Origin of the sequence: Planococcus sp. APC 3900, assembly GCF_030407735.1 — a bacterium.
In the GTDB taxonomy this organism is placed as follows: domain Bacteria; phylum Bacillota; class Bacilli; order Bacillales_A; family Planococcaceae; genus Planococcus; species Planococcus notacanthi.
The window spans coordinates 297,129-320,008 of record NZ_JASDCT010000004.1 but is presented as its reverse complement, the minus strand read 5'-3'; the positions used below and the strand labels follow the sequence as shown (position 1 = coordinate 320,008).

The 22,880-nt window shown below is 46.0% G+C and carries 21 protein-coding genes and 1 riboswitch; of the genes, 8 read left to right on the top strand and 13 right to left on the bottom strand.

What is annotated here, in order from left to right; all coding sequences use genetic code 11:
* Positions 1-10: 10 nt before the first annotated feature.
* Together QMA04_RS10540 and QMA04_RS10535 are read right to left on the bottom strand one after the other, a co-directional pair.
* Positions 11-1,567 carry a class I adenylate-forming enzyme family protein gene (locus tag QMA04_RS10540; RefSeq protein ID WP_290185663.1) on the bottom strand — a complete coding sequence of 519 codons (1,557 nt, stop codon included), beginning with the start codon at positions 1,565-1,567 and terminating at the stop codon, positions 11-13.
* 246 nt (positions 1,568-1,813) lie between these two features.
* Entirely contained in the window at positions 1,814-3,034 is a 1,221-nt protein-coding gene (locus tag QMA04_RS10535) for an aminotransferase-like domain-containing protein (RefSeq protein WP_290185661.1), read from the bottom strand.
* 214 nt (positions 3,035-3,248) lie between these two features.
* Between QMA04_RS10535 and QMA04_RS10530 the strand changes: the two genes are divergently transcribed.
* Positions 3,249-3,749: a BsuPI-related putative proteinase inhibitor gene (locus tag QMA04_RS10530; protein WP_191716186.1), complete on the top strand. Its 501-nt coding sequence runs from the start codon at positions 3,249-3,251 to the stop codon at positions 3,747-3,749.
* Positions 3,750-3,801: 52 nt separating this feature from the next.
* On the opposite strand, the gene QMA04_RS10525 is transcribed toward QMA04_RS10530, so the two are convergent.
* From QMA04_RS10525 to QMA04_RS10495, 7 genes are all read right to left on the bottom strand, one after another.
* A complete protein-coding gene (locus QMA04_RS10525) occupies positions 3,802-4,011 on the bottom strand; it encodes a helix-turn-helix domain-containing protein (RefSeq protein ID WP_290185659.1) in 210 nt (69 codons plus the stop codon).
* Positions 4,012-4,026: 15 nt separating this feature from the next.
* Complete coding sequence (locus QMA04_RS10520; protein WP_290185657.1) at positions 4,027-4,509, bottom strand: DUF2975 domain-containing protein; 483 nt, start codon at positions 4,507-4,509, stop codon at positions 4,027-4,029.
* 164 nt (positions 4,510-4,673) lie between these two features.
* Entirely contained in the window at positions 4,674-5,585 is a 912-nt protein-coding gene (locus tag QMA04_RS10515; RefSeq protein ID WP_290185655.1) for a 5'-methylthioadenosine/S-adenosylhomocysteine nucleosidase, read from the bottom strand.
* A 161-nt stretch (positions 5,586-5,746) separates the two neighbouring features.
* Positions 5,747-5,849: riboswitch (purine riboswitch) on the bottom strand.
* Between the two features lie 115 nt (positions 5,850-5,964).
* Complete coding sequence (locus tag QMA04_RS10510; protein ID WP_290185653.1) at positions 5,965-7,335, bottom strand: vWA domain-containing protein; 1,371 nt, start codon at positions 7,333-7,335, stop codon at positions 5,965-5,967.
* Between the two features lie 223 nt (positions 7,336-7,558).
* Positions 7,559-8,434 (bottom strand): AraC family transcriptional regulator, encoded by an 876-nt coding sequence (locus QMA04_RS10505; protein ID WP_290185651.1) that lies wholly within the window; start codon positions 8,432-8,434, stop codon positions 7,559-7,561.
* A gap of 132 nt (positions 8,435-8,566) precedes the next feature.
* Complete coding sequence (locus QMA04_RS10500; RefSeq protein WP_290185649.1) at positions 8,567-9,244, bottom strand: serine/threonine protein kinase; 678 nt, start codon at positions 9,242-9,244, stop codon at positions 8,567-8,569.
* 628 nt (positions 9,245-9,872) lie between these two features.
* Complete coding sequence (locus QMA04_RS10495) at positions 9,873-11,486, bottom strand: glycoside hydrolase family 13 protein (RefSeq protein ID WP_290185647.1); 1,614 nt, start codon at positions 11,484-11,486, stop codon at positions 9,873-9,875.
* Between the two features lie 525 nt (positions 11,487-12,011).
* On the opposite strand from QMA04_RS10495, the gene QMA04_RS10490 reads away from it, so the two are divergent.
* On the top strand, positions 12,012-12,218 hold the full coding sequence (locus QMA04_RS10490; RefSeq protein WP_290185645.1) for a TM2 domain-containing protein: 207 nt from the start codon (positions 12,012-12,014) through the stop codon (positions 12,216-12,218).
* 38 nt (positions 12,219-12,256) lie between these two features.
* Complete coding sequence (gene mug, locus QMA04_RS10485) at positions 12,257-12,766, top strand: G/U mismatch-specific DNA glycosylase (RefSeq protein WP_290185793.1); 510 nt, start codon at positions 12,257-12,259, stop codon at positions 12,764-12,766.
* A gap of 37 nt (positions 12,767-12,803) precedes the next feature.
* Here mug and QMA04_RS10480 read toward each other — a convergent pair whose 3' ends face one another.
* From QMA04_RS10480 to gdhA, 3 genes are all read right to left on the bottom strand, one after another.
* Positions 12,804-13,349, bottom strand: a complete 546-nt coding sequence (locus QMA04_RS10480; protein ID WP_290185643.1) for a DUF1697 domain-containing protein — start codon at positions 13,347-13,349, stop codon at positions 12,804-12,806.
* 41 nt (positions 13,350-13,390) lie between these two features.
* On the bottom strand, positions 13,391-14,362 hold the full coding sequence (locus QMA04_RS10475) for an Abi family protein (protein ID WP_290185641.1): 972 nt from the start codon (positions 14,360-14,362) through the stop codon (positions 13,391-13,393).
* A 139-nt stretch (positions 14,363-14,501) separates the two neighbouring features.
* Complete coding sequence (gene gdhA, locus QMA04_RS10470; protein WP_483313719.1) at positions 14,502-15,857, bottom strand: NADP-specific glutamate dehydrogenase; 1,356 nt, start codon at positions 15,855-15,857, stop codon at positions 14,502-14,504.
* A 483-nt stretch (positions 15,858-16,340) separates the two neighbouring features.
* Here gdhA and QMA04_RS10465 point away from each other — a divergent pair, with 483 nt between their 5' ends.
* Positions 16,341-17,420: an S-layer homology domain-containing protein gene (locus tag QMA04_RS10465; protein ID WP_290185638.1), complete on the top strand. Its 1,080-nt coding sequence runs from the start codon at positions 16,341-16,343 to the stop codon at positions 17,418-17,420.
* A 367-nt stretch (positions 17,421-17,787) separates the two neighbouring features.
* Positions 17,788-18,321: a DUF2798 domain-containing protein gene (locus QMA04_RS10460; RefSeq protein WP_290185636.1), complete on the top strand. Its 534-nt coding sequence runs from the start codon at positions 17,788-17,790 to the stop codon at positions 18,319-18,321.
* A 58-nt stretch (positions 18,322-18,379) separates the two neighbouring features.
* Here QMA04_RS10460 and QMA04_RS10455 read toward each other — a convergent pair whose 3' ends face one another.
* Positions 18,380-18,880 carry a pyridoxamine 5'-phosphate oxidase family protein gene (locus QMA04_RS10455; RefSeq protein ID WP_191716200.1) on the bottom strand — a complete coding sequence of 167 codons (501 nt, stop codon included), beginning with the start codon at positions 18,878-18,880 and terminating at the stop codon, positions 18,380-18,382.
* Positions 18,881-19,060: 180 nt separating this feature from the next.
* Between QMA04_RS10455 and QMA04_RS10450 the strand changes: the two genes are divergently transcribed.
* From QMA04_RS10450 to QMA04_RS10440, 3 genes are all read left to right on the top strand, one after another.
* Entirely contained in the window at positions 19,061-19,810 is a 750-nt protein-coding gene (locus QMA04_RS10450) for an SDR family NAD(P)-dependent oxidoreductase (RefSeq protein WP_191716201.1), read from the top strand.
* A gap of 267 nt (positions 19,811-20,077) precedes the next feature.
* Positions 20,078-21,409: a sigma 54-interacting transcriptional regulator gene (locus QMA04_RS10445; protein ID WP_290185634.1), complete on the top strand. Its 1,332-nt coding sequence runs from the start codon at positions 20,078-20,080 to the stop codon at positions 21,407-21,409.
* Entirely contained in the window at positions 21,406-22,770 is a 1,365-nt protein-coding gene (locus QMA04_RS10440) for a YjiH family protein (protein WP_290185633.1), read from the top strand. The genes QMA04_RS10445 and QMA04_RS10440 overlap by 4 nt, the downstream gene beginning before the upstream one ends.
* Positions 22,771-22,880 lie beyond the last annotated feature (110 nt).

The window sequence follows — 22,880 nt, the reverse complement described above, 5'->3', positions numbered from 1 at the left end:
GTTTTGAGAATCAGTAACGGCTGGCCGGAGTTTTCCGGAACCATTCGAATTCACTGATGTGAAGTTCACGCAATTGGTATTTCATGATTTTCCCCGAGAAGTTCCGCGGCAAGGAATCGGTGACCAAGTACTTGCGCGGAATCTTGTAGCCTGGAAGTTTTTCCAGGAGGTAGTCCATCAATTGGTCTTCGTCGATGGTCTCACCTTCTTTCGGAACAATGATCACACCGACAATTTCTCCCCATTCCTCTTCCGGCAAGCCGACTGTCGCAGCTTCTTCCACTTGAGGATGACTGTTGATGACCTGTTCCACTTCAATGGAATAGATATTTTCTCCGGCTGAAATGATGCGGTCCGCTTTTCGGTCCACGAGAGAGATAAAGCCATCCTCATCAATTGTGGCCAAATCGCCCGTCAACAGCCAGCCGTTTCGGAAAGCCTCTGCGGTTTCTTCAGGTTTATTGAAGTATTCCTTCATGACCGTATCGCCTTTGATGACAAATTCACCGATGGTTCCCGGCTGGACATCCAAAAATTCATCGTCCACCACCCGCACTTCTGTGAAGTACATCGGTTTTCCACCTGATCCCACCTTGTGTTCATGCTGCTCAGGCAATAAGAAAACACCTCCCGGCCCGCCTTCCGTCAACAGGCATAGGTTATAGAACTGCTGATGGCCGAAAACCTCCATTGCCCGCTTGACAAGTTCCGGATCAATCGGATCTGCCCCGTACATGCATTTTTTAACCGAAGACAGATCTGCCTCTTCGATATTCGGCAACTGCAACAACCTGGTGTACGTTTCCGGCAAGCCGAAGAATATGGAAATCTGGAATTCGGTGATGGCCTCAGCCACTTTTTCCGGATTGAAATCACGCAGAATGATGTTGGATGTCCCCAACATGATGCCGGTTACCAAAAACAGATTCAATTGAACCGAATGGAATAAAGGCACTGCATGAAGAATGCGGTCCTTTGCCCCGAGTTCCACGCCAAACACGAATGACGAACTGGCAGCGGTCAGCCGCTGATGGTCAAATAATGCCCCTTTTGGTTTCCCGGTTGTACCGGAAGTATAAAGGATTTCCGCATCATCACTGCTCAATACTTCAACAGAAGGCTCCAGCGCATTATCACTCAATACACTTTCCCAACTCAGATAATCATTATTATCAGGTGCCGGGTGGACGATAACTTGTCGAAGCTGAGCTGCCTGCTTTTTCGCTTCAGTTACGGTCTTTTCAAATTCGTGGTCGCATATGACGAATACGCTTTCAGATTGTCCGAAAATATAGCCGCTTTCATCTGCACTTAGCTGGTAATTAACCGGCACTGCCACACCCCCAGCCTTTAGCACAGCAAAAAAAGCCAGTACATAATGATCGGAATTTTTCAGGAACAGCGAAACCTTATCCCCTTTTTGCATCCCTGTTTCGAGTAAACCATTGGCCAGCCGATTTACTTCTTCGTTCAGCTCCTGGTAGGAATAACGTTGTCCTTCGAAAGCGATGGCCATTTTATCCGGAAAACGCTTCGCATTCTGTGCAAGTGTTGTCGTAATGTTCATTTGGATTTCCCCCTCTTTTTAGTAATCGACTGTCCCGATAATCAACCCTCCTGCCTTTGAAATCTCCAAAGCTTCGAAAGACGTTAGAAATTTCCTTATTTCCTTAATTAGTATATTTAACTGTATCGTATTCAGAAAATATAGTCAATTAAAGATTTGTAAAACGGTTTTCCCGAAAAGCTTAGAAGATTAAAAAACGCGTCCGGCTGCAGATGCAACCGAACGCGTTCAAAATAGATAGTTTCTTTACTGCCGGTCCGTCTCTTGTTCAGGCTCCGGAATATTTATGCCGATGACTTGTGCCAGTAATTCCACACCTTTGACAATTTCTTCTTCACTGGCATAGCTGAACGACAAACGAAGATAGGGCAGCCCCTCCTGCTGGTCCAGGAAAAAGTATTTGCCCGGCACGAAAGAAACGCCTGCAGCCAATGCCTTCGGAAGCAGTTCTGAGGTATCGACACCCGGAATTTTAACCCACACGAAATATCCTCCTTTTGGCGTGAACCATGAAACCGCAGGAGGCAGAAATTCTTCCAACGCCGACAACATCGTGGCGCATTTGGCTTCATAGACGGACGCCAATCCATCCAGGTGCTCATCAAAGTTGATGGCTTCAAGGAATGACGCCATCGTTGCCTGGTCAAATGGGTGGTTCAGGTCTTTCTTGAACCAATTCAACGGGTCGATGATGCGTTGATCTGCCACCACCCAGCCAATCCGCATGCCAGGAGCCACGACTTTTGATAAAGAACCGACATACAGGACACGGTTGTTGGTATCCATCGCTTTCAGAAGTTGTGGGCGATTCTGAAAGCCCAGTTCTCCGTATGCGTCATCCTCCAATATCAGGAAGTCGTATTGTTCCGCCAGTTCAAGCAAATGCTTCCGGCGTTCAGGAGACAGCGTAGTGCCTGTCGGATTTTGATAGGTCGGAATCGTATAAAGCAATCGCGGCAGCGGCTGTCCCTGTTCTTTCCGGTCTGCCAACAAATCCGCCAACAATTCTGTCTGCAGCCCTTTTTCATCTATCGGGATCGTCAGATAGTGCTCAGTGTAGTTCTGGAAAATCTCCAAAGCCTCCATATAGGTCGGTGCTTCAACAGCCACTAGAGCTTCGTCATCTAAAAGGACACGGGCAATCAGATCAATAGCCTGGCAGGCTCCTGAAGTCACCAGCAATTCGTCCTCTGCAGCTTCTGCCCCGCGCGTCGCCATTCGTTTGCGAAGAAACTCCTTCAGCTGCGGAATCCTTGGGCTGCCCAAATAATGAAGCGGTAAATCACGTTCCTCATCCAGCAACCGTGCCACTGCCAGTTTGATTTCTTCAGAAGGAACCAATGCCGGTTCAGGATAACCTGAGCTGAGACGAAGACAGCCTGCCGGCAAGGTGGAAAGCCATTGCCCGGGTGGATCGTTTTTAAAAGCCATTTCAATATCTTTTGAAAAATGGAATGTTGTTTTCAAGTAGGTTGTGCCCCTTTCATCTAGCTGATGGAATTATGTGAAATCTCTTATTCTTCATTCTACAGGGTAGTTCTCTTAATGTGTAGGCTGTCAGTGAAATCCATCCGATATTTAGACTGTCCTATCCTAAATGGACATTGTAACTTTTCAGGCGCTATAACGTTCTTATGTGTAAGTGATTCACTTATCTCTCTATCCACGAGGAGGAATATCCATGAAAAATAAATTTTGGCTGGGAGCCTTTTTGATCTTGATGGCCGCTTTGATTCTCGCAGCGTGCGGCACCGGGCAAGGAGACGAAACAGAAACCTCTCCTGAAGATCCGAACACTGAAGAATCCGGAACGAACGATGAAACCACAGGAGGCAGTACAGATGGGGAAATGAAACCTGAAATCGAACACGTCGATGGCGATGTTTATCGCTATACTGTGATCAACGAAAGCGGCGAACCGCATACCTTTGAATTTACCAGCAGCCAACGCTATGATTTTTCCCTAGCAAATGAAAGCGGCGAAGAAGTTTTCCTCTTTTCATCCGTCAGCACTTATCTGCAGGCTTTAGGTGAAGAATCTGTCGACCAGGGCGACAAGTTGAGTTACGAATTCGAAATTCCGCAGCTCGACCTTGAACCCGGAACCTATGAACTGACGGCCTGGCTGACACCCCGACAAGGCGAAACGTATGAAGTCACCACCGAACATGTCGTGGAATAAAATAGGCAATCAAAAAGACCACCCTGGGTGGTCTTTTTGATTGTATGTTATTTCATTCTTCTGGCCGGTACTCCAGCGCGTCCCCCGGTTGGCAGTCCAACGCCTTGCAGACAGCTTCCAAAGTGGACAAGCGAATGGCTTTTGCTCTGCCGTTCTTCAGGATCGAAAGGTTAGCCATAGTGATGCCGATTCTTTCCGAAAGTTCTGTAACGCTCATTTTCCACTTAGCCAACATCACATCGATATGGATGATTATTGCCATGGAATTCTCCTCAGCTCAGACGATTAAATCGTTTTCTTCTTTTATATCGATGGCGTCCTGCAGGAGCCGTTGAAGCACAGCCGCAAATACAGCAATGACAAGCGAAGCAAATATGATTACTAGGCCAATCAAAATGCCTGGAGCATCGTCAGCTTTTGTCAATAGATAGAAAAATGGCATTTCCAGCGCAAACATAATAATGATGGCGACTGCACAATACTTGATGGTCTTTAACGCTTTGACTGACAGCTTTGAAAATGCCTCGTTCCTGTCAATATAGCTGAGAAGCTTCAATGTCTGATACAAGGCAACGAAAAATGGAATCATCGCCAAGTACATGCCGATCAATAATGGATATTGCAGTTTTTCCAGTTCAGGAGAAGCCCAATAAGGGGAATTTGGATTAAACCTTGATAAGCCGTATATGCAGCCGGCCAGTACCGGCAATCCCATAAGAATAATAACTGTTTTTAAAAATAGAGTAGATCCTCGGCTCATGAAAAGCACCTCACTTATTTGGTATTGCCTTTATAATAGCTTATTATTTATTGTATTACAATAAATAAATATTGCTTTTAGACATTAAATTATTGTTTTCATATTTCCTTTGAATAAAAAAAGCATCCTGTCACCTCCTTTTCAGAGAGACAGGATGCCTTTTGTTAGTTGCTTTCCAAAAAGGAAATATACTCTTTCACAACTTCGTAAACATATTCCTGGTTCGCTATGGCTGTATCTGCATTATAGGCACCGTCGTTGGTTTTATTGTTCGACAGAACGCGAATTGCCAGGAATGGTACATCGTATGCTTTTGAAATCATGGCAACAGATGCCGATTCCATCTCTTCGACAGATGTGCCGTAGTTTTCATGGAACCACTTGATGCGATCCACTTCGTTATTCCAAAGATCAGCCGAACCAATCGTGCCTTCAACGATCTTGCCTTTGGTGTAGCTGTCTTTCACTGCTTTCGCTGCAGCCAACAAGTCAGCGTCCCCTTCGTAATAACGGGCTTTTTCTGCATTTGGATCTTCCCCAGCACTGCCTTCAGATGCCATGACGTCCATCGGCTTCCATTCAGTCGGTTCAATGCCTTCACCTGCTGCACGGTCTCCAGTTTTCATCGAACCGATGTTGACGGTACGTTCACCGAGAACGATATCAAATACATTCAATTCCGGATCGTGTCCGCCAGACGTGCCTTGGTTGATGATGGCGGCCGGATTGTATTTTTCAATAGCGATCGCTGTAGAAGCTGCAGCATTTTCCATGCCTTTGCCGGTTTTTGAAACGATGACCGGGTAGCCGTCTACTGTGCCGATGTAAAATTCATAGGTCGAACCTGATTCTTCTATAGTAACGTTCTCCAGGCGCTCCGCGAAGGTTTCCGCTTCAATCGGCATCGGCCCTTGAATCAGGATCGGGCGTTTGGTTTCTCCAGCCGCTTCTTTATCTTCAGTTGCTTCAGCTTCTCCCGCTGAACTGCACCCAGCCATTACGGCCAATAAGATCACAGCCATGATGGTTAATAAAACTGGATTGCTGAATTTTGTCTTCATTTGCATCTTTTTCATTCGAACTTCCCCCTTGATGTCTGCTCTGCCGGTATTGGAACCAAAAAATAGCGCCTAAAACAGTCATTTATTTCTGCCTGTGGAATCCAGAAAGCCGAAGCACGTTTGAATGCATCAAGATGAGGCACACCAATCAAACAGCCGCCAGCTGAAAAGCCGGCTGACCGCATACTTCGACTCGTAGTCCGATTCTTTAAAGGGAACCTGGTAGAAACATTCGGACCGTATTACCGAATTTATACGAGCGATTATGTTGTTTGTCTGTCACTTGGCAACTATAGCAAAGGCAAAACAAAGGGTCAACCTAAAAAGCGAACATTAAACCGTAAGTAACGGTTTAATGTTCGCTAAAATAGGTGATAAAGAGTAGTTTCCTTCGTTAAGAAGCATAATCTCCTTCTTTTTCCTCACTTGTCTCTTTCACTTTCTTCTCCAGTTCTTCATGCATCTCTTTGCGGATCGTATCTTTCCGATCTTTTTCCTGTCTGAAATATTGAGTAAGGGTTTTATGCCTGATGTTTGCCAATTCGTTAAACTTATCAGCGGCTTCATTGTCTTTAAATTTTCCAAGCTCTGTCAGCTTGTATTGCAGGCTGTGCATTCTATTGTTTTCCGAAAGGGATTTACCGTAAATTTCGTTATTGTACTTCAATAGATCCCCTGCAATGTCATTGCTTTGCTGGAGAATTTCCAAATAACGGTCATTGCTCCAGGCCAGCCATTCCCAGTAAAGCCGGCTGTGCTCCTGCTTCAGATAATCATTCAAATCGCTTTCCGAGTAAACGGACTTATATTGTCCATTCCCTGCTTTGGCTACAGCTTCCAGCTGCGCCTGGCCTTCGTTGTCGACATCAAAACCGATGATGTTCACTTCCGCTTGGATATCGGATGCGTTTAATGAAGCCGCAGCTGCCACCGGATCTCCATCACAGGTTTCAATTCCATCGCTGACCACATACACCACATTGCGTACATGTTCACCTTTTTGTTCTTTCAAGTCTTCTTCAGCAGCTTGGATGGCACCCGCTAAAGGCGTCCAGCCAGCCGGTGCAAACTGATCCAAGGATTCGCTGAAATGCTGCTCATCGTAAGCCCCTAGTTCATACACTACTTCGTTGCTGCTGCAGGACATTTCCCGGTCCGCGTTCGTACCGCTTCCTTCATGCCCATAGACACGCAGCATGACGTTCGATCCTTCCGGCAAATCTCCTGCATAGGTCTGCACCGCTTCTTTGGCCAGCTTCATCTTTTCGCCGCCCGATACATGGCCAGCCATGCTTCCGCTGGCATCCAACAAGATGGCCACATTGATTGTCTCTTCTTCAGGCAAGGTGATGCTGTCTTCCGGCGTAGCGGAATCGATGGTGATTACTGGATCAATGGCTTCAAACTTTTCTGCAGCTTCTTCAACATCCGCTGCCACTAATGATACTGCGAAGGAATACGCTTCCTCTCCTGTCATCCCTTCAGGCGCCGCTTCCAGCTCTGCCTGCAATTGTTCCTTTTGCTGATCCGTTTCTTGTAGGACGTATTTGCCTTTTTCCTTTACGATCTCTTCCACATTATGTACAGCCGCTTCTGCTGCGGCCGGCTCTTCCGCCTGTTGTTCTTCAACTGCTTCTTCTTCAGAAGGTTGCTCTTCCTTTACAGCTGGTTCTTCTGCTGCACCTGCATTTTGATTATCCGAGCAACCTGTAAGGATTCCAGCGGTTAATACCCCGAACAGCATCAGTTTATTGAATTTCGTCATACTGGGAATTCACTCCATTCGTTTTTCTTTCATAAGTTTACGGTTCTGTCTGTAGAGAAGTTTCATTTTCACCTGTTATTGGAAAAATAACTTGAATAGTCTTATTCTACCATTTGGAAATATAAGCGTTAATAAGAGAAAAGACATACTTTATTTTCTTGAACAAGAAAACTCTCTGCAGCCTTCAATGGTTTTTAAACCGAGAATGCGCAGAGAGCATGTTTTATTCATTCCGTTCTGTTACCGGAATCCAAATTTCACTATAGACGTTCAGCAGATTCGCCATATCGCCGTTGAAGGAAATTTCCGGACCTTCGACCAATTCGTAATTCGACGAGGGCAGCCAGTCGGAAAAAATTTTGCTCCAAGTATCCTGCAGCTTTTGAGGAAACGGACCTTCCAGACTGAAGACGGCCCAGCTTCCCGCTGGCACCTCCACAACATCAAAATCATCGAAATCACCTTCTAAAGTCGTAATCGATCCAATCAAATGATCCAGCTGGCCTTTTTCTTCTAAGCGGCCCTCATCAAAATGAAAGGAGGCATTGACTACCGTTTGAACTTCTGTGTTGCGCCATTTTTGCAGCTGCTCACGCTGGTCCACTGTGATAGCCTGCACCATTTTCATAATTTCAGGATTCTGTCCTTCAAAAACGATGGGCACCCGTTCTTTAATGCCCACCAGTTTAAAGGCGTCTTTTTCTGCAATGCGGTATTCCATATCCATTCCTCCTCGAATCGTCAATTGGAAAGTAAGGCGGGGAAATGCTTTAAACTGATCGCTGTTCTTCACTTCAGATGGGTTCATCCCCGACCATTCACGAAACGCCCGGCTAAAGCCGTCTGCCGAGTCGTAGCCGTACTTGATGGCCACATCCAGAACCCGTTCCTTCCCCCGCTGCAAATCGCTGGCTGCCTGTGACAAGCGCCGGCTGCGGATATAACTGCTCAACCCCATCCCCGATAAATACGAAAACAATTTACGGAAATGAAATTCCGACACGCCGGCAATCTTCGCCACTTTGCCGAAATCAATATCGCTGTCCAAGTGTTCCTCGATATAGCGGAGCGCTTCATTCATATCTTTCAGCATGTCCATGCACACCCCTCCTTCCTTTTCTATTTTAAGAGGAATAAAAACGGCGCATCCGATTTTTCCTGTACGGATATGGTCGCTTTACTCTTGTTCCTGCCTTTTTGGGGTCAGGGAGATAATTTTAAGGCAGTGCCTTTAATTCCAATAGCTCATCTGTTTCGAAACTACCTTCATGAATTCATCAAAGGAAGAAGAGTAGCGGTTCCAGTGATGGTACCATTTCCTGATGGTATCCAACAGCCAGAACGGCATCGGCTTGCTGTCGATAATTGGATAATACTCTTCGTATGCTTTTTTCAAATGCTCCCATCTAAAATCATTGCCCTGCTTAATATACTCGGAAACATCAAGCAACTTTGCCCGGCCGTTCTGCAATAATATGTTCTTCAAGTGGATATCCCGTGGATTTAATCCGATTTTCCGGATGTAGTCCCGTGCCTCTTCTACATCTGCAATTACCTGTTCCGGTACGTGGATTCCCTGCAACAGACAATCGAACAAGGTTATGCCATGTTCATACTTAATGGCTAACATGCGGTCAGTTGCGCCATAACAAGTGGAGAAGTAGAACGAAGAGCCGATTTCATCATAAACTTTCGCTTCTGCGTCAAGTTTCCCTTCTTTTCCTTCCGCATATAACTTGAAGGCATACTCCGGAGCTTCTAAAAATTGAAACACTGCTGCATCGGTCCCTACTCCAATACAGCGAAACCCTTCCGCAATGCCTTCTATCGTTACCGGTTCATTATTCGGATGCGCCACTACATTAATCGCTGAAAGCAATTTCGCTATCTCTTGCCATGATTGATCCATAACATCTCTCCTTATTTCTAAAAATCCATTGCGGCCAGTGTGTATAGGTTGACGAACTAGACCCGTGCCAAGATCCGTCTCGATAGTGATAAATATATGCAAAAAATACTGCGGCGATTGCGCTTTACCTGCAAAAACATTGACAGACTCATCAATATCCTCTATTGTTAACTACGCGATGAGCTCGTTTGCGTAAGACGGACAAGCACTCCTTTTTGGAAACACGTTGTGGAGCGTGGCTTGATACGCCGCAAACTATCGAAAACATCTTGCCCTCGGGCAAGGTGTTTTTTTCTGTTTCACTGGCAGATAGAGACGAAATTTTAGTCATTTAACTGGAAAGCCGCATTTATAGTGCGTGAAATGGAATAAAACTGTTTTCACGTTGTTTTTATAGTTATAGCACTTGAAGTGTGGTTGTTTGCGGAATTCTTGATTTGTTTGCGGAATAGGCGTGGTTGTTTGTGGAATAATTGACTTTATCTGCGGAATATTGAGGCTTGGTTGCAGAATCCCCTACTTTGTTTGCGCAATGGCTTATTTTAGCCGAAAATAAAACATCCGCCTCTCTCCTAAAGAAGAAAGCCCCGTCTTCAAGCAAATTGCTTAAGGACGGGGGCTTTTAAATTCACAATTCGTAAACGCGTGCTTCAAAAGGCAGCAATTGTTTCGGATCCTGCTGTTGATAATTTCCGAGCAGGCAGCGCGCTGCTTCCGGTTCGTCCCAGTAGCAGGCGTACTCCGTCAAATTGGTGATGACCAATAAGGTCTTTTCTTCATCTGTGCGTGTATAGGCATAAATCGATTCGTGCCCGACATCCTGCAGCTCGTAGTTTCCGTAGACGAGGACGTCTTGCTGCTTGCGCAGCCAGATCATCTTCCGGTAGAACCAAAGAATCGAATGCGGATCGCGCAACTGTGCCGCCACATTGATTTCCTCGTAATTCGGATTGACCCGCAGCCAGGGCTCAGCATTTGAGAATCCTGCGTTCGGGCTGGCATCCCATTGCATCGGCGTGCGGGAATGGTCGCGGCTTTGCGCTTTGATGATCGTCATCACGGCGTCATGTTCCATGCCTTCCGAACGGTTGAAATGGTACAGGTTGTGGGTTTGGATATCGTTGTAATGCGCCAATTCTTCAAACGGCGCATTAGTCATGCCGATTTCCTGCCCCTGATAGATGAACGGTGTCCCTTGCATGAAGAAATACATACAGGCGATGGCTGTCGCACTTTCCCGCCAGTATTGCTGATCGTTGCCCCACGAGGATACGATGCGCGGCTTGTCGTGGTTTTCCACGAACAGCGCGTTCCAGCCATGGCCTTCCACCGCTTTCTGCCATTTCGTAAGCACTTCTTTCAGCTTCGGCACATCAATTCCCGTTGTGGAGTCAGTATCCCAAAGTCCCATACTTTCAAACTGGAACACCATATCGAATTTTCCATCGTCTTCGGAAATCCATTCTTTAATGTTGTCAGCTTTCACACCATTCGCTTCACCGACCGTCATGATGTCGTATTTCGCAAACGTCTCGTCGCGCAATTCCGCAAGCAGCGGCTGGATGCCTTTGACGTTCATCATTTTTTCCCAAGCCGGCACATACAAATTCTGTTCCGGGTCTTCGATATCGCTCATTTCTTTTTTGATATGGCTGATGGCGTCCACTCGGAATCCATCGATCCCTTTGTCCAGCCACCAATTGACCATATCGTATAAGGACTGCCGCACTTCCGGGTTCTCCCAGTTCAAATCCGGCTGTTTTTTGGAGAATAGATGCAAATAATACTGTTTGGTTTGCTGATCGTATTCCCAGGCAGAACCGCCAAAAATACTTTCCCAGTTGGTCGGTTCATCGCTCCAGATATACCAATCGCGTTTGTCGTTATCGCGTGAAGCACGTGATTCCATGAACCACGGATGCTCGTCGCTTGTATGGTTGATCACCAAGTCGATGATCAACTTCATATCCCGCGCGTGCGCTTCTTCAAGCAGGCGGTCAAAATCCGCCATCGTTCCGAACTCTTCCATAATTTCCTGATAGTCGCTTATGTCGTAACCGTTGTCATCATTGGGTGATTTATACATCGGACAAATCCAGATAACATCAATCCCAAGGTCTTTTAAATAATCCAGCTTGCTGGTCAGGCCGTTGATGTCGCCAACGCCGTCACCGTTCGAATCCTTAAAACTTCTCGGATATACCTGATACGCGACTGCTTCTTTCCACCATTTTTTGTTCATAACTGATCCCTCACAAAGACCTTGGCCAGTCTCCCTATCAATCAATCGGCCGTAACCCCTGATCTTTTTTGAAGATGTCCGAACGCCTATTTCAACTTTTGTTCTTTTCCATTATCCAGCAACATTTTTCTAGAAAAACTATTTACAAGTTGATAGTGTAGCAGAAACCGCAAATAATTACCAAGGCATCTTCTTGAACTTTTTATGGACACTAGCTGGAGCAGCCACCTTCTTCCTTTTTAATATCTTTCTGTATAACCCCTGTACAAATAAAAAAACCTGAATCCATAAACTTTTTTACAATAAATTAATGATACCGTTTTCATTTTTAATTCTTCACACTTACTGATATATAAATGGTGTTCATTTCCTCAATCTGTCTTTTCCTCAATAAAACCCAAGGCCTAAATTACCGCAGCTGTTTTATTTATCCCTCATCTTTTTCATTTGGAAAGAATAACTTTTAGCTGTTAGTTCTTTAAAATTTGGGAATACATTATTATAGATAAGAAAGGATGATGGACAATGAAAAGCAAATTGGCAGCCGCACTTCTCGCCATTTTCCTTGGCGACTTCGGCGCACATAAATTTTACCTTGGCAAACCAGGCATGGGGATTTTCTATCTGCTGTTCTTCTGGACAGGCATACCTGCAGTCATTGGAGTAATTGAAGGCATTCTCTATCTTCTGCAATCTGAAGAGGATTTCCAGAGAAAACACGGCAGAGTTTAATCCATCAGAATATCAGCACAGCTTTAAGGAGGCACTAGATCTTGCAGCTTGAACCAATTCCTGATCATTTAGAGGAAAACCTGAAAATTTTATTCGTCGGCTTCAATCCGAGCATCCGCTCTTCAGAAACTGGTTTTCATTACGCCAATCCGAATAACCGATTTTGGAAGATTCTTCACCAAGCGGGGTTAACCCCTCGGAAATACCGGCCTGACGAAAATAGCGACTTGCTGGCACTCGGATACGGCCTGACCAATATCGTTGCCCGCCCAACCAGGGAAGCAGCAGAAATTTCCAAAGCGGAATATGCTGAAGGCGCCAAACAGCTGGAGCAAAAAATCCGGCTGTTGCGCCCAAAAGCCGTTTGTTTTGTCGGCAAAGGCGTCTACCAGCAGTTCAGCAACCGGAAAACAGTTTCCTGGGGCGTCCAGAAAGAACCGGTGATCCCCGGCATCGTTGAATATGTGGCACCTTCCTCCAGCGGATTGGTGCGCATGAAGCTGGCTGACATTGTAGAAATCTACAGTGGGTTGAACCGTTACATCTAGCGAAAAATGCCGTCCTCCTGTAAAAGAGGACGGCATTTTAATGTTCCATTTTCTGCAGCAAGCCAAGGATTTTCCGGACCGTATTGACATTGCGGACGGTGACGCGCTGATAAAGCTCGGATCCCACAATCTTCAGCAGGCCGCTTCTCGTGACTTTGTCTTTGTCCACAGACCACAGGATGGCGCCCGGGACATACTGGACCCGGTCGATTTCCGGTTTGGCTGTCAATTGGTCAAGCACGGTTTCCTTGTCGACGTCTTTCCATAAAAACAAGACATCGCTTTTCATCTGCTGGTCGTTTGACCAGTTTTCGGGAACTGACTCTGCAATTTTTCTAAACTCGTCTTCATCGTAAACCAGTACTTTGATCTGCAAACCAAAATGTTTGTAGATCACTTGTTCCAATAAAGGCGCTAATTGGACTTTTGAATGGCTGCTGTCAGCAAAAAGAATATTGCCGGAATTGATATAGGTAAGGACAGAAGACATCCCGGCCTCTTCAAACGCCTGCTTCAGCTGCTTCATGTCCACTTTGTTTTTGCCGCCTACATTGATGCCTCTCAGCAATGCCACATACATCATGGAAACCCTCTCCTCATACTACAGAATGGACTGATCCCGCTTTATTTCCAATCAGTTCCGGCAAAGCCCGCATCCTTCAGGATTTTTTCGAATGGCCGAACCGGCACTGAGGCTTCCAATTCCTTGACGATTTTCTCCAAGTCTTCCGCAAACAACTCGTAATCCTCTTTTGCCAGAACCATTTTCAATAGACTGATCACAGAAAAAACGGTAGCGCCGCTCAAACTTCCTTTGTTTTTGTTCAGCACCGATTCAAGTTCGCCCAGTTCTACAGGATGCGGGAGATGGTAACGGTACAGCACCTCCTCATGCGCGGATTTATTCCGATACGGAAAGACGATGTGGAGGATAGCGTCCAAGTCACGGGCTTTCAAACGGATACTTTCGTACTCGTCGCTGTATTCTTCCGAAAAATCCCATGCGATGCGGTCACGCAGCTCTTCGTCGATCACCGCATAGAAATGAGTGATTTGGCCAAGCGACAAAAAATTGACGAGCACCCAAAGCGGAACATTCTTATGCTTATCATAAAATTCACGTATCGCTGGGTATCTCACTTTATCGCGTTTTTTATGGCTTTTGATCAAGTTCGCAAGCGTGGAAATGATGCGGTCGCGCTCGTGGTGATGTCTGCTGTCAGGACTGTAATGATTCGGATCCAAAAAGCTGTCCGCGCCTTTGAACTTCTCCGAAAAACGGTAAGCCACTTTTGATTTGATGTTTTTTTCGAATTTCAATAGATCGTTCAACAAAAGCAGACGCAGTTTCCGGTCAAACCGGTGCAGCGCATAAATATGGCTAAACTCACTGCCTTCCTGGTACTGTTCCCGGCCGTACGGATTAAGCGCTATGTCGTGTTCGAGAAAAGGCTCTTTATAGCCATCGATCAACGCGTAATAATTCTCACGCGACAAAATCCGTCTGGCAGCCGCTTTGTCGGTAATTTTCAGGCCACGCTCTTCGAGTATCTCCAATTGTTCGGCGTGGGTGGCGAAATCTTTCACATAACTCATCCTTTGCACTTTCTTCTCCCTTTTACTGTAAGCGATTTGCCGCGATTAATAAACCATCAAACCAAATGCAAAAAACGCCCCCGGAATTAGATGCCAGGGGCGTTGCAAAATTGCTTTATCAGATTTTATTTCGAACAGATTAATTCAAGCCGTGGCTGACCATCGCATCGGCCACTTTTTTAAAGCCGGCAATATTGGCACCGACAATCAAATTGCCCGGTGCGCCATATTGCGACGCCGTTTCGGTACATGTTTTATAAATGTTCTTCATGACCTGCAGCAGTTTTTCATCCACTTCTTCAGCTGTCCATGAATAGCGCATGCTGTTTTGGGACATTTCCATCGCCGAAACTGCAACACCGCCTGCATTGGCCGCTTTTGCTGGAGCGAATAGCACGCCATTGTGAGTCAAGACACGAACGGCTTCTTCCGTACAAGGCATATTGGCGCCTTCGCCTACTGCTTTCACCAGATTTTCGACCATGGCCTGCGCGCTTTCTCTATCAATTTCGTTTTGCGTTGCACAAGGCAATGCGATATCACATTGGATTTTCCAGATATCCGATTTGTCGTTGCCGTATTGGGCACTCGGGTGAGTTTCAAGGTAGTGGTAAATCCGTTTTCTGTCCACTTCCTTCAATTGCTTAACCGTTTCGACGTCAATGCCTTCAGGATCGTAGATGAAGCCTTCCGAGTCACTGCAGGCTACAACTGTAGCACCGAATTCAATGGCTTTTTCCATCGCATAAATCGAAACGTTTCCGGAACCTGAAACGATGACTTTGCTGCCTTTAAATGAATGCCCTTGCTCTTTCAGCATTTCTTCAACAAAATAGACAGTTCCATAGCCGGTTGCTTCTTTTCGGATCAGGCTCCCTCCGTTGTCGGGATTTTTCCCGGTGAAGACGCCAGCTTCAGAAGCATTGCGAAGACGTTTATACTGTCCGAACATATAACCGATTTCCCGTTTTCCGACACCGATGTCGCCTGCTGGCACATCGATATCCGGACCAATATGGCGCGTCAGTTCTGTCATGAAACTTTGGCAGAAACGCATGATTTCACGATCCGATTTTCCTTTTGGATCGAAATCAGAACCGCCTTTACCGCCGCCGATTGGCAGACCGGTTAAAGCGTTCTTGAAGATTTGTTCAAATCCAAGGAATTTGACAACACTTGCCGTTAAAGAGGGGTGGAAGCGCAAGCCGCCCTTGAAAGGCCCAAGTGTGCTATTGAACTGTACCCGATAGCCTCTATTGACATGGACATTGCCCGCATCGTCTTCCCAGGTTACACGGAAAGCAATAAAGCGTTCCGGCTCGGAGATGCGTTCCAGAATTCCCTGTTCCACGTATTCCGGATGCTGTTCAAACACCGGCTGCAACGAATCGAATACTTCCCAGGTAGCCTGCAGAAATTCTGATTCACCCGGATTACGGTCTTTAAGTTTTTTATGGATGGCTTTTATATATTCAGAAGACGATTGTTGTTTGATTGGATTTTCTTGTTGTGCATATGGCAAATGTTTTCAATCCCCTCTTGTTATGATAACGCGGAATATTTGAATAATTATTCGCACTATTTAATATTTAAGTTCAATTATACAAACTGATTAAAGCTGACGCAAACTAATATTTGCCTTTAACAGCTTATCTTGCCTTAAAGCAGGAGGTTTCCAAACACAAGAAAACGCTATCATTGGCAGTAGCTCACTGTTTTAAGTTTTTTGTGACAAATTGAGTTTTTTTTAATTAATAGGTGAATTTTAAGAGATTCATTTGTCTTCTGCATACTAATTTCTCTATTTTTATACTGTTTCTTCTATAAAACAGTATTTTCTATCAAAGAACAAAATTCTCAATTTCCCGTTAAAAATTGCCTTTAGGGGGTATGGAAAAATAAAAGCAGCAGCCGGGAAATTGAGGACAAGGCTCGAGGTGCATAGGGCGGTGAAATACAAGGGTAAGGAGTGAGGACTTTGAAGAAGTTTTCATGGTTGACCATACTGATTGTGATGCTGAGTTTGGCCGTTCCTGTTGAAGGAGCTTCCGATTTTCCTGAGTCCCATGAATTTTATGACGAAATCACCTATTTGATTGACCGTGATGTGTTGAAAGGCTATCCTGATGGCACCATGCGGCCGAACGCAGGGGTGACGCGTGCAGAAGCAGCAATTATGATCAGCCGCTTGAAAAAATTTGACGTTACGCCGCGCGCCACCGGTTTTCCGGATGTACCTGCTTCCCATAAAGCAAGCGGCTCTATCGCTGCAGCAGCAAAAGCGCAGTTGATCAAAGGATATCCTGATGGAACTTATCGCCCAGAAAACACGATTACGCGAGCTGAAATGGCATTTATCCTGTCGCGGTTGTTTATCGTCCCGTTCCGTGCAGATGTCAGCTTTACAGATGTATCGCCGAATATGGAGGTCTATGAACCGGTTCAGCAAATACTGGCGGCGAACATCACCAACGGCTATCCCGACAAGACGTTCCGCCCGAATGCCACTGTGACACGCGGACAGTTTTCAGCATTTTTGGCCCGTGGCCTGGAACCGAAGTTTAAAAATGATGCCACCATTGCACAGTCCTATTTGAGAGACAAGACAAAAAGCTATGTCTATGATACGGAATACGGCATTGAGCGCCACGCCTATAATTACGTGCCGGCGCGCAATGGCTTGCCGATGGGCTTCATTTGGAGCATCTATAAAGACGATGGCTCGTTGTTGACCGATTCGACTGAATTCGAGACGCATGAACGCTATACATTCGGATTGCCGTATTCGGAATCCTATTCTGAATTGGAATATCCTGCTGAAGTGGGCCGAGCCTGGTACACAGATACGATGTATGCTGCTCCGCGCATCATCAGCGGTATCGGTGTGACCGTGGAAACCCAATTTCAAACGTTCACGAATGCTGTAGAAGTAACAGTGGCCCCCGATCCCGAATTTTTGGAAGAAGGCCACACCTACTATATGGTTGAAGGTTTCGGCGAAGTGAAGTCCGTCAAACTCGATGGCACGGTCACAAAAGAATTGATTGCTGTGGAATAAACCCAAATGATCGAAAACCGGCTGCCCGAGTGCAGCCGGTTTTTTCAGTCTTTCTTAAAGAAGAGCAGAAATAAAGCCCTGCAAAAAATGACACACAATCGACACTTACACCAAAAATGCAGTGCTTGTTATAGTTACCAACAGACTTCAAAACGTACCATATTTAGTTTTGGGCATGGCCATCTATAAAAGAGCATCGCCGCTTCTGTAATAAGGGATAGAAACCTTCACAACAGTCGGCTGATATACGGAAATCTTCAACATCTCCATTCGTTTGTCCTCTCTTTAATGATTGTCCTCCTCTCCATCAGCTCAAATATTGAACGCACAACAAGTCGAATAGACGTATTTTGAAAGGAAGACGAATATGCACCTGGAAAAAAGATTGCCACACAACGGAAAAGAGGGCCTTCTTTATGGCGGCCTCATTTCTACCATGACTGTCCTGTTTATGACTTCGTTCAGTGTCATTTACTTCGCAGGAGAATTCAATACCGACATCGCTTGGAGCATCGTTAAAATGCTGCCGATCATGTGGATCATCGTCATGATCATCGAACCGGTTATTTTCGGGCGTCTGGCAGAAGCATTGACTGCCAAACTGACAACACCTTCAGACAGCTTCAACGCTAAAATCCTGTTTCGGATCTTGTTTACCGTCCTTGGCATGTCCGCGGCGATGACGTTGATTGGCGACATTGTCGGCCACGGTTTCCACTCGGAGCTTTTCAGCAACTGGCTGGCAAATTGGCCACGTAACTTTGTCATCGTCTTGATCGCTGAAAGCCTGGTCATCCAACCGGTTGCCCGCTTCGCTATGGTCAAGCTGCATGAAGCGCAAGACAGAAAAGCAGGAAGCTCGACAGAAACAGATTCTGCTTTAAAAACAGAAGTTCTTTGAGCAACTTAAAAAAGCCCGCAGACAAGTTTTTGTCTGCGGGCTTTTGAATTAACTGGTTTTATTTAAAATCTACCGTATCGTTTATTTCTTTTTCATCTTTTTTTGTTTCATTATTCGTCAATTTCTTTACGAACGTTTTGACGGATTTTAATGTATTTCCCGAGTCCCAATACTCTGCTGAATCAGCATCCACTTTGATGAGCACGACATTCGGGTCGTCATAGCTTGTATCCAGCATTTTATCGAACACCGGATTCCAGTATTCTTTTTTCTTCGCTTCATCTTCAATGAATTCCGCAGTTCCGCTGATGGAGACATAGGATTTCCCTGCATAAGCTAAGTTTACATGTGGGTTAGCGGCAATTTCCTGGTACTTATCTGTGTCTTTCATAGTCAAGAACCATAGTTCGCCATCAAACTCCACTTCCTGGGTCTGCATCGGGCGTGAAAGGATTTTGTTGTCCGAAGAAATCGTGGTGAACATTGCCACTTCAATGTCTTTGATCAGCTCATTTACCGTTTTGATTGCTTCCAGATTGTCAGTTGAATTGTTTACCATACTATTCTTTTCCTCCTATAAATTTCAGATTAAGTAAAACGTCTCTACTTTCTATAGTTCCCTTTTTGGACTTCCTTAAACGTTGTTTCCATTATTCTTACCTGGTTATAGCGCCCAAATTCCGGGTACTAGTAATAAGGTAGATACAAAATCATTTATACGTTGGAGGTAGATTTTTTCATGAGCAAAACAGCAATCATTACAGGCGGCGGAAGTGGCCTGGGCCAATCTACAGCGGTTCGGTTGGCACAGGAAGGCATTAATATCGCGGTGGTCGACATCAGCGAAAAAGGTGGAAATGAAACAGTCGAGATGGTAAAAAAACTGGGGCCTGACGCTATTTTCATTAAAGCAGATGTTTCCAAAGCGGATGATGTAAAAAAATACGTGGACCAGACAGTGGAGCATTTCGGCAGCATCGATTATTTCTTCAACAATGCAGGGATTTCCGGCAGCGGAAAATTCTTTCTGGATACCGACATCAGTGAAATCGAAAGCATTGTCGGCATAAACCTGCTCGGCGCTTTGTACGGCATGCGTTATGTGGCTGAAGTGATGTTGAAAAATGGCGGCGGCTCGATTGTTAATACTGCTTCGAGCGCTGGCGTAATTGGACAGGACTCAGTCGTGACCTATTCGGCTACGAAACATGGCATCGTCGGCATGACGAAAAGCATGGTAGCGGAATATGCAAAAGATGGCTTGCGCGTCAACTCCATTGCCCCAGGTCCGACTGAAACGCCGATGGTTGAAGCCTTTTACCGCGACAATCCGGAAATGAAAGAAAATGCCACTTCCGGCATTCCTCAGAAACGGCTTGGCACACCGGAAGAAGTAGCTGAATTAGTGGCGTTCCTGCTGACTTCAAAAGCCAATTACATCAACGGCGAAGTCATCCGTATCGACGGCGGTTTTACAAACACGAAATAAATTAATGACAATCAAAAGTTTACAGGCAAACTCCATTTTGGGGTTTGCCTTTTTATTCCCCTATTTCCACCATCCCAATTCATAATAATACTTTACTTCTCATAAGAATAAACTCCACCTTTCCATACCAAGCCTGCTATCAAAAAATAAAGAATCCCTATAAATCAGTATTCTTGTAAAGTTATAGAGAAATAATATAAATTCTTCTTGTAAATAGATTATTCAATCATGTATAGTCTATACAAGAATGAATAACGGAGGCCGCCAATGAACAGTTTGTTTTTGCTTCCCAATACCCATGAAGAAATCATTGATACATATGACGAAGACATTATTGTCACTACCCGGGAAGGCCGCATCATTAAAGTCTCCCCACTCAGCGGAGAACCGTACGGAGTAGCGCCTGAAGAACTCCTCGGAAGATCCGTCTATGCGTTGGAAGCAGAAGGAATCTTCTCACCGGCCATTACACCGCTGGTTCTCGAAAAAAAGAAGAAAGTCGTGCTTCGGCAGGATACGCCTTCCGGCAGAAAGGTTCTGATCACGGGCATCCCCCTTTTCAATGACGAAGGGGATGTGGAGTTTGTGGTCAGCTATTCATACGATCTATCACAGCTCATGGTTATGAAGGAATACCTCGGCAACCTGGAGCTGGAAATGTCGAAAGTCAAAGGAGAACTTGCCCATCTTCGCAACCAGCAGCTGCAAGTAGAAGGCTGTGTTATGGAAAGCCCTTCTTCCAGTCGTGCACTCCAGACTGCAATTAAAATGGCGCAGCTGGAGGTACCAGTGGTGATCCAGGGAGAGCCAGGCACCGGCAAAACAGCACTCGCTAAATTCATTCACTCACAGGGCAATAGACGAGATGCTGCGTTTATTGAGGTCAATTGCAGCGCTATTCCAGAATCGGTGTTCGACATCAGCTTTACGGGATTAAATAGCGATGGCTATATCCCTCTCGCTGCCGGAGGCACTCTGGTGCTGAATGAATTGGATCAGCTTTCGGCCGCTTCACAGGCGGCGTTGTTCAAGATCCTAAAGCAGCCGCACGCGGCACGTGTCATCGCCATCAGCAGTGCGCTAATTGAAGAAGCAGTCACTGCCGGAAATTTCCGGGAAGACCTGTTTTATTTGCTGCATGTGGCTGTGATCGACCTGAAGCCACTGCGGGAAAGGCCGGATGATCTGGACCAGGCCATCGGCTATTTTCTTGAATTGCTGAACCAGACTTACGACCAACAAAAAGCAATTTCTGATGACCTCCATTTTCGTTTGCTGCAGCTGCCCTGGAAAGGAAATTTTCGGGAATTGCGCAATGTTTTGGAGCGAAGCTTTATCGAAAGTGAATCGGCTCTAATCACACTCGACGACCTGCCCCTCGCCTATCAGCCGGATTCAGATGAGCGCATCGGCTTTGAACTCGATGGCCAAACGCTTCCGGATATACTGGAATCCGTAGAAAAGAAAATTTTGCTGAACGCACAGAAACGATACCGGACTACTACCGAGATGGCAAATGTGCTCGGCATCAGCCAGCCTTCCGTCGTCCGCAAACTGAAAAAATACACAAGCACATCACTTGGGGGGAAAATTACATGACCATGCTTCAAACAAAGAAAAAGACCATTGAACCCGCTGATACGTGGAAGTTTCTAATTCCTTCCATCATCGGCGCGCTATTATTCCTTTGCCCGATTTCCTACAACGGCGAAGTGACCATCGGTGTCGGCATTTTGGCGTCGTTCCTGCTGACGACGTTCAGCGAGGTCATTCCGCCATTCATCGTCATCCTGCTTGGCTTCTCCGCAATCGCCAGCTTAACGGCAACTGCCTTAAAGCCTGCTTTCGTCCGAAACTCGCCTTTCTTGCGAGCTACTTTCATCAATGGACCTTTCGGGTTGATCGTCCGTGTGCTCGCTTTCGCATTCGGCATCATGGCTTATTACGAAATCGGTCCTGAAGCAATCTCCTCACGCAATACAGGTGGTGTGGTTCTCTACGATTTGGCGCCGGTCTTGTTGACATGGTTTCTGTTTGCCGGGATCCTCCTGCCGCTGCTCGTTGAATTCGGCTTGATGGAATTTGTCGGTGCCCTGCTGAATAAGTTCATGCGCCCAGTATTCACCTTGCCGGGCCGCTCGTCCATCGACGCGATGGCATCTTGGATGGGTGCTGCGCCAGTCGGCGTACTCGTGACCATGAAGCAATACGACGAAGGGAATTATACGCAGCGCGAAGCAGCCGTTATCGCCACTACCTTCTCCATTGCTTCTGTCGCTTTCAGTCTCGTCGTAGCAAATGTGGTCGGCATTGGGCACCTGTTCCTGCCCTTTTATTTAGCAGTTTCGGTTGCTTGCTTGGTAGCTGCAATTATAATGCCGCGCATCCCGCCTCTTTCCCGCAAACCGGATGACTATTACGCCCCGGTAGGCAAACAGATCGACGATTATATTCCTAAAGGCGTATCCCTAGCCAAATGGGGATTCGATGAAGCCCGCCGCAAAGCAGCCGGCGCTGCAAGCCCGAAGAAGTTAGCTCAAGTTGGAATTGAAACTGTTCTGGATATCTGGTTGGCATTGATTCCGCTGGTCATGGCTCTGGGAACAGTGGCGTTGATGGTAGCGGAATACACACCGCTTTTCAAAATCATTTCCTATCCGCTGATTCCGGTTCTGACTTTGCTTGGATTGCCGGAAGCAGCCGAAGCCGCTCCTACCTTCCTTGTCGGATTCGCGGATATGTTCCTGCCAGCTGTCCTTGGCAGTGGAATCGAAAGCGAATTGACACGCTTTGTGCTAGCCGGTGTTTCATTGACGCAAATCATCTATATTTCTGAAATCGGCATTTTGATCCTGCGCTCGAATATCCCGGTGAAATTCTGGGAACTGGCTGTCATCTTTATACTGCGTACCATCATCACATTGCCGATTCTTGTGTTGTTCGGCCATTTGTTCTTATAAGAAAAACGTCACTTCCAGCATCTCGAATCTGGAAGTGGCGTTTTTTATTCAACGTTTTTGTATTGTCAACGCGTCCCTTCAAACGCCAGATAAAACTTTAGAGGTATAGA

Excerpts from the sequence above, each read along its gene's own strand:
- QMA04_RS10455 (WP_191716200.1), bottom strand. The coding sequence starts at position 18,880 with ATGGTAAACAATTCAACTGACAATCTGGAAGCAATCAAAACGGTAAAT.
- QMA04_RS10530 (WP_191716186.1), top strand. The coding sequence starts at position 3,249 with ATGAAAAATAAATTTTGGCTGGGAGCCTTTTTGATCTTGATGGCCGCT.
- QMA04_RS10490 (WP_290185645.1), top strand. The coding sequence starts at position 12,012 with ATGAAAAGCAAATTGGCAGCCGCACTTCTCGCCATTTTCCTTGGCGAC.
- QMA04_RS10480 (WP_290185643.1), bottom strand. The coding sequence starts at position 13,349 with ATGATGTATGTGGCATTGCTGAGAGGCATCAATGTAGGCGGCAAAAAC.
- QMA04_RS10515 (WP_290185655.1), bottom strand. The coding sequence starts at position 5,585 with ATGAAAAAGATGCAAATGAAGACAAAATTCAGCAATCCAGTTTTATTA.
- QMA04_RS10520 (WP_290185657.1), bottom strand. The coding sequence starts at position 4,509 with ATGAGCCGAGGATCTACTCTATTTTTAAAAACAGTTATTATTCTTATG.
- QMA04_RS10475 (WP_290185641.1), bottom strand. The coding sequence starts at position 14,362 with ATGAGTTATGTGAAAGATTTCGCCACCCACGCCGAACAATTGGAGATA.
- QMA04_RS10540 (WP_290185663.1), bottom strand. The coding sequence starts at position 1,567 with ATGAACATTACGACAACACTTGCACAGAATGCGAAGCGTTTTCCGGAT.
- QMA04_RS10500 (WP_290185649.1), bottom strand. The coding sequence starts at position 9,244 with ATGGATCAATCATGGCAAGAGATAGCGAAATTGCTTTCAGCGATTAAT.
- QMA04_RS10505 (WP_290185651.1), bottom strand. The coding sequence starts at position 8,434 with ATGGACATGCTGAAAGATATGAATGAAGCGCTCCGCTATATCGAGGAA.
- QMA04_RS10525 (WP_290185659.1), bottom strand. The coding sequence starts at position 4,011 with ATGGCAATAATCATCCATATCGATGTGATGTTGGCTAAGTGGAAAATG.
- QMA04_RS10450 (WP_191716201.1), top strand. The coding sequence starts at position 19,061 with ATGAGCAAAACAGCAATCATTACAGGCGGCGGAAGTGGCCTGGGCCAA.
- QMA04_RS10510 (WP_290185653.1), bottom strand. The coding sequence starts at position 7,335 with ATGACGAAATTCAATAAACTGATGCTGTTCGGGGTATTAACCGCTGGA.
- QMA04_RS10460 (WP_290185636.1), top strand. The coding sequence starts at position 17,788 with ATGCACCTGGAAAAAAGATTGCCACACAACGGAAAAGAGGGCCTTCTT.
- QMA04_RS10495 (WP_290185647.1), bottom strand. The coding sequence starts at position 11,486 with ATGAACAAAAAATGGTGGAAAGAAGCAGTCGCGTATCAGGTATATCCG.
- QMA04_RS10445 (WP_290185634.1), top strand. The coding sequence starts at position 20,078 with ATGAACAGTTTGTTTTTGCTTCCCAATACCCATGAAGAAATCATTGAT.
- QMA04_RS10440 (WP_290185633.1), top strand. The coding sequence starts at position 21,406 with ATGACCATGCTTCAAACAAAGAAAAAGACCATTGAACCCGCTGATACG.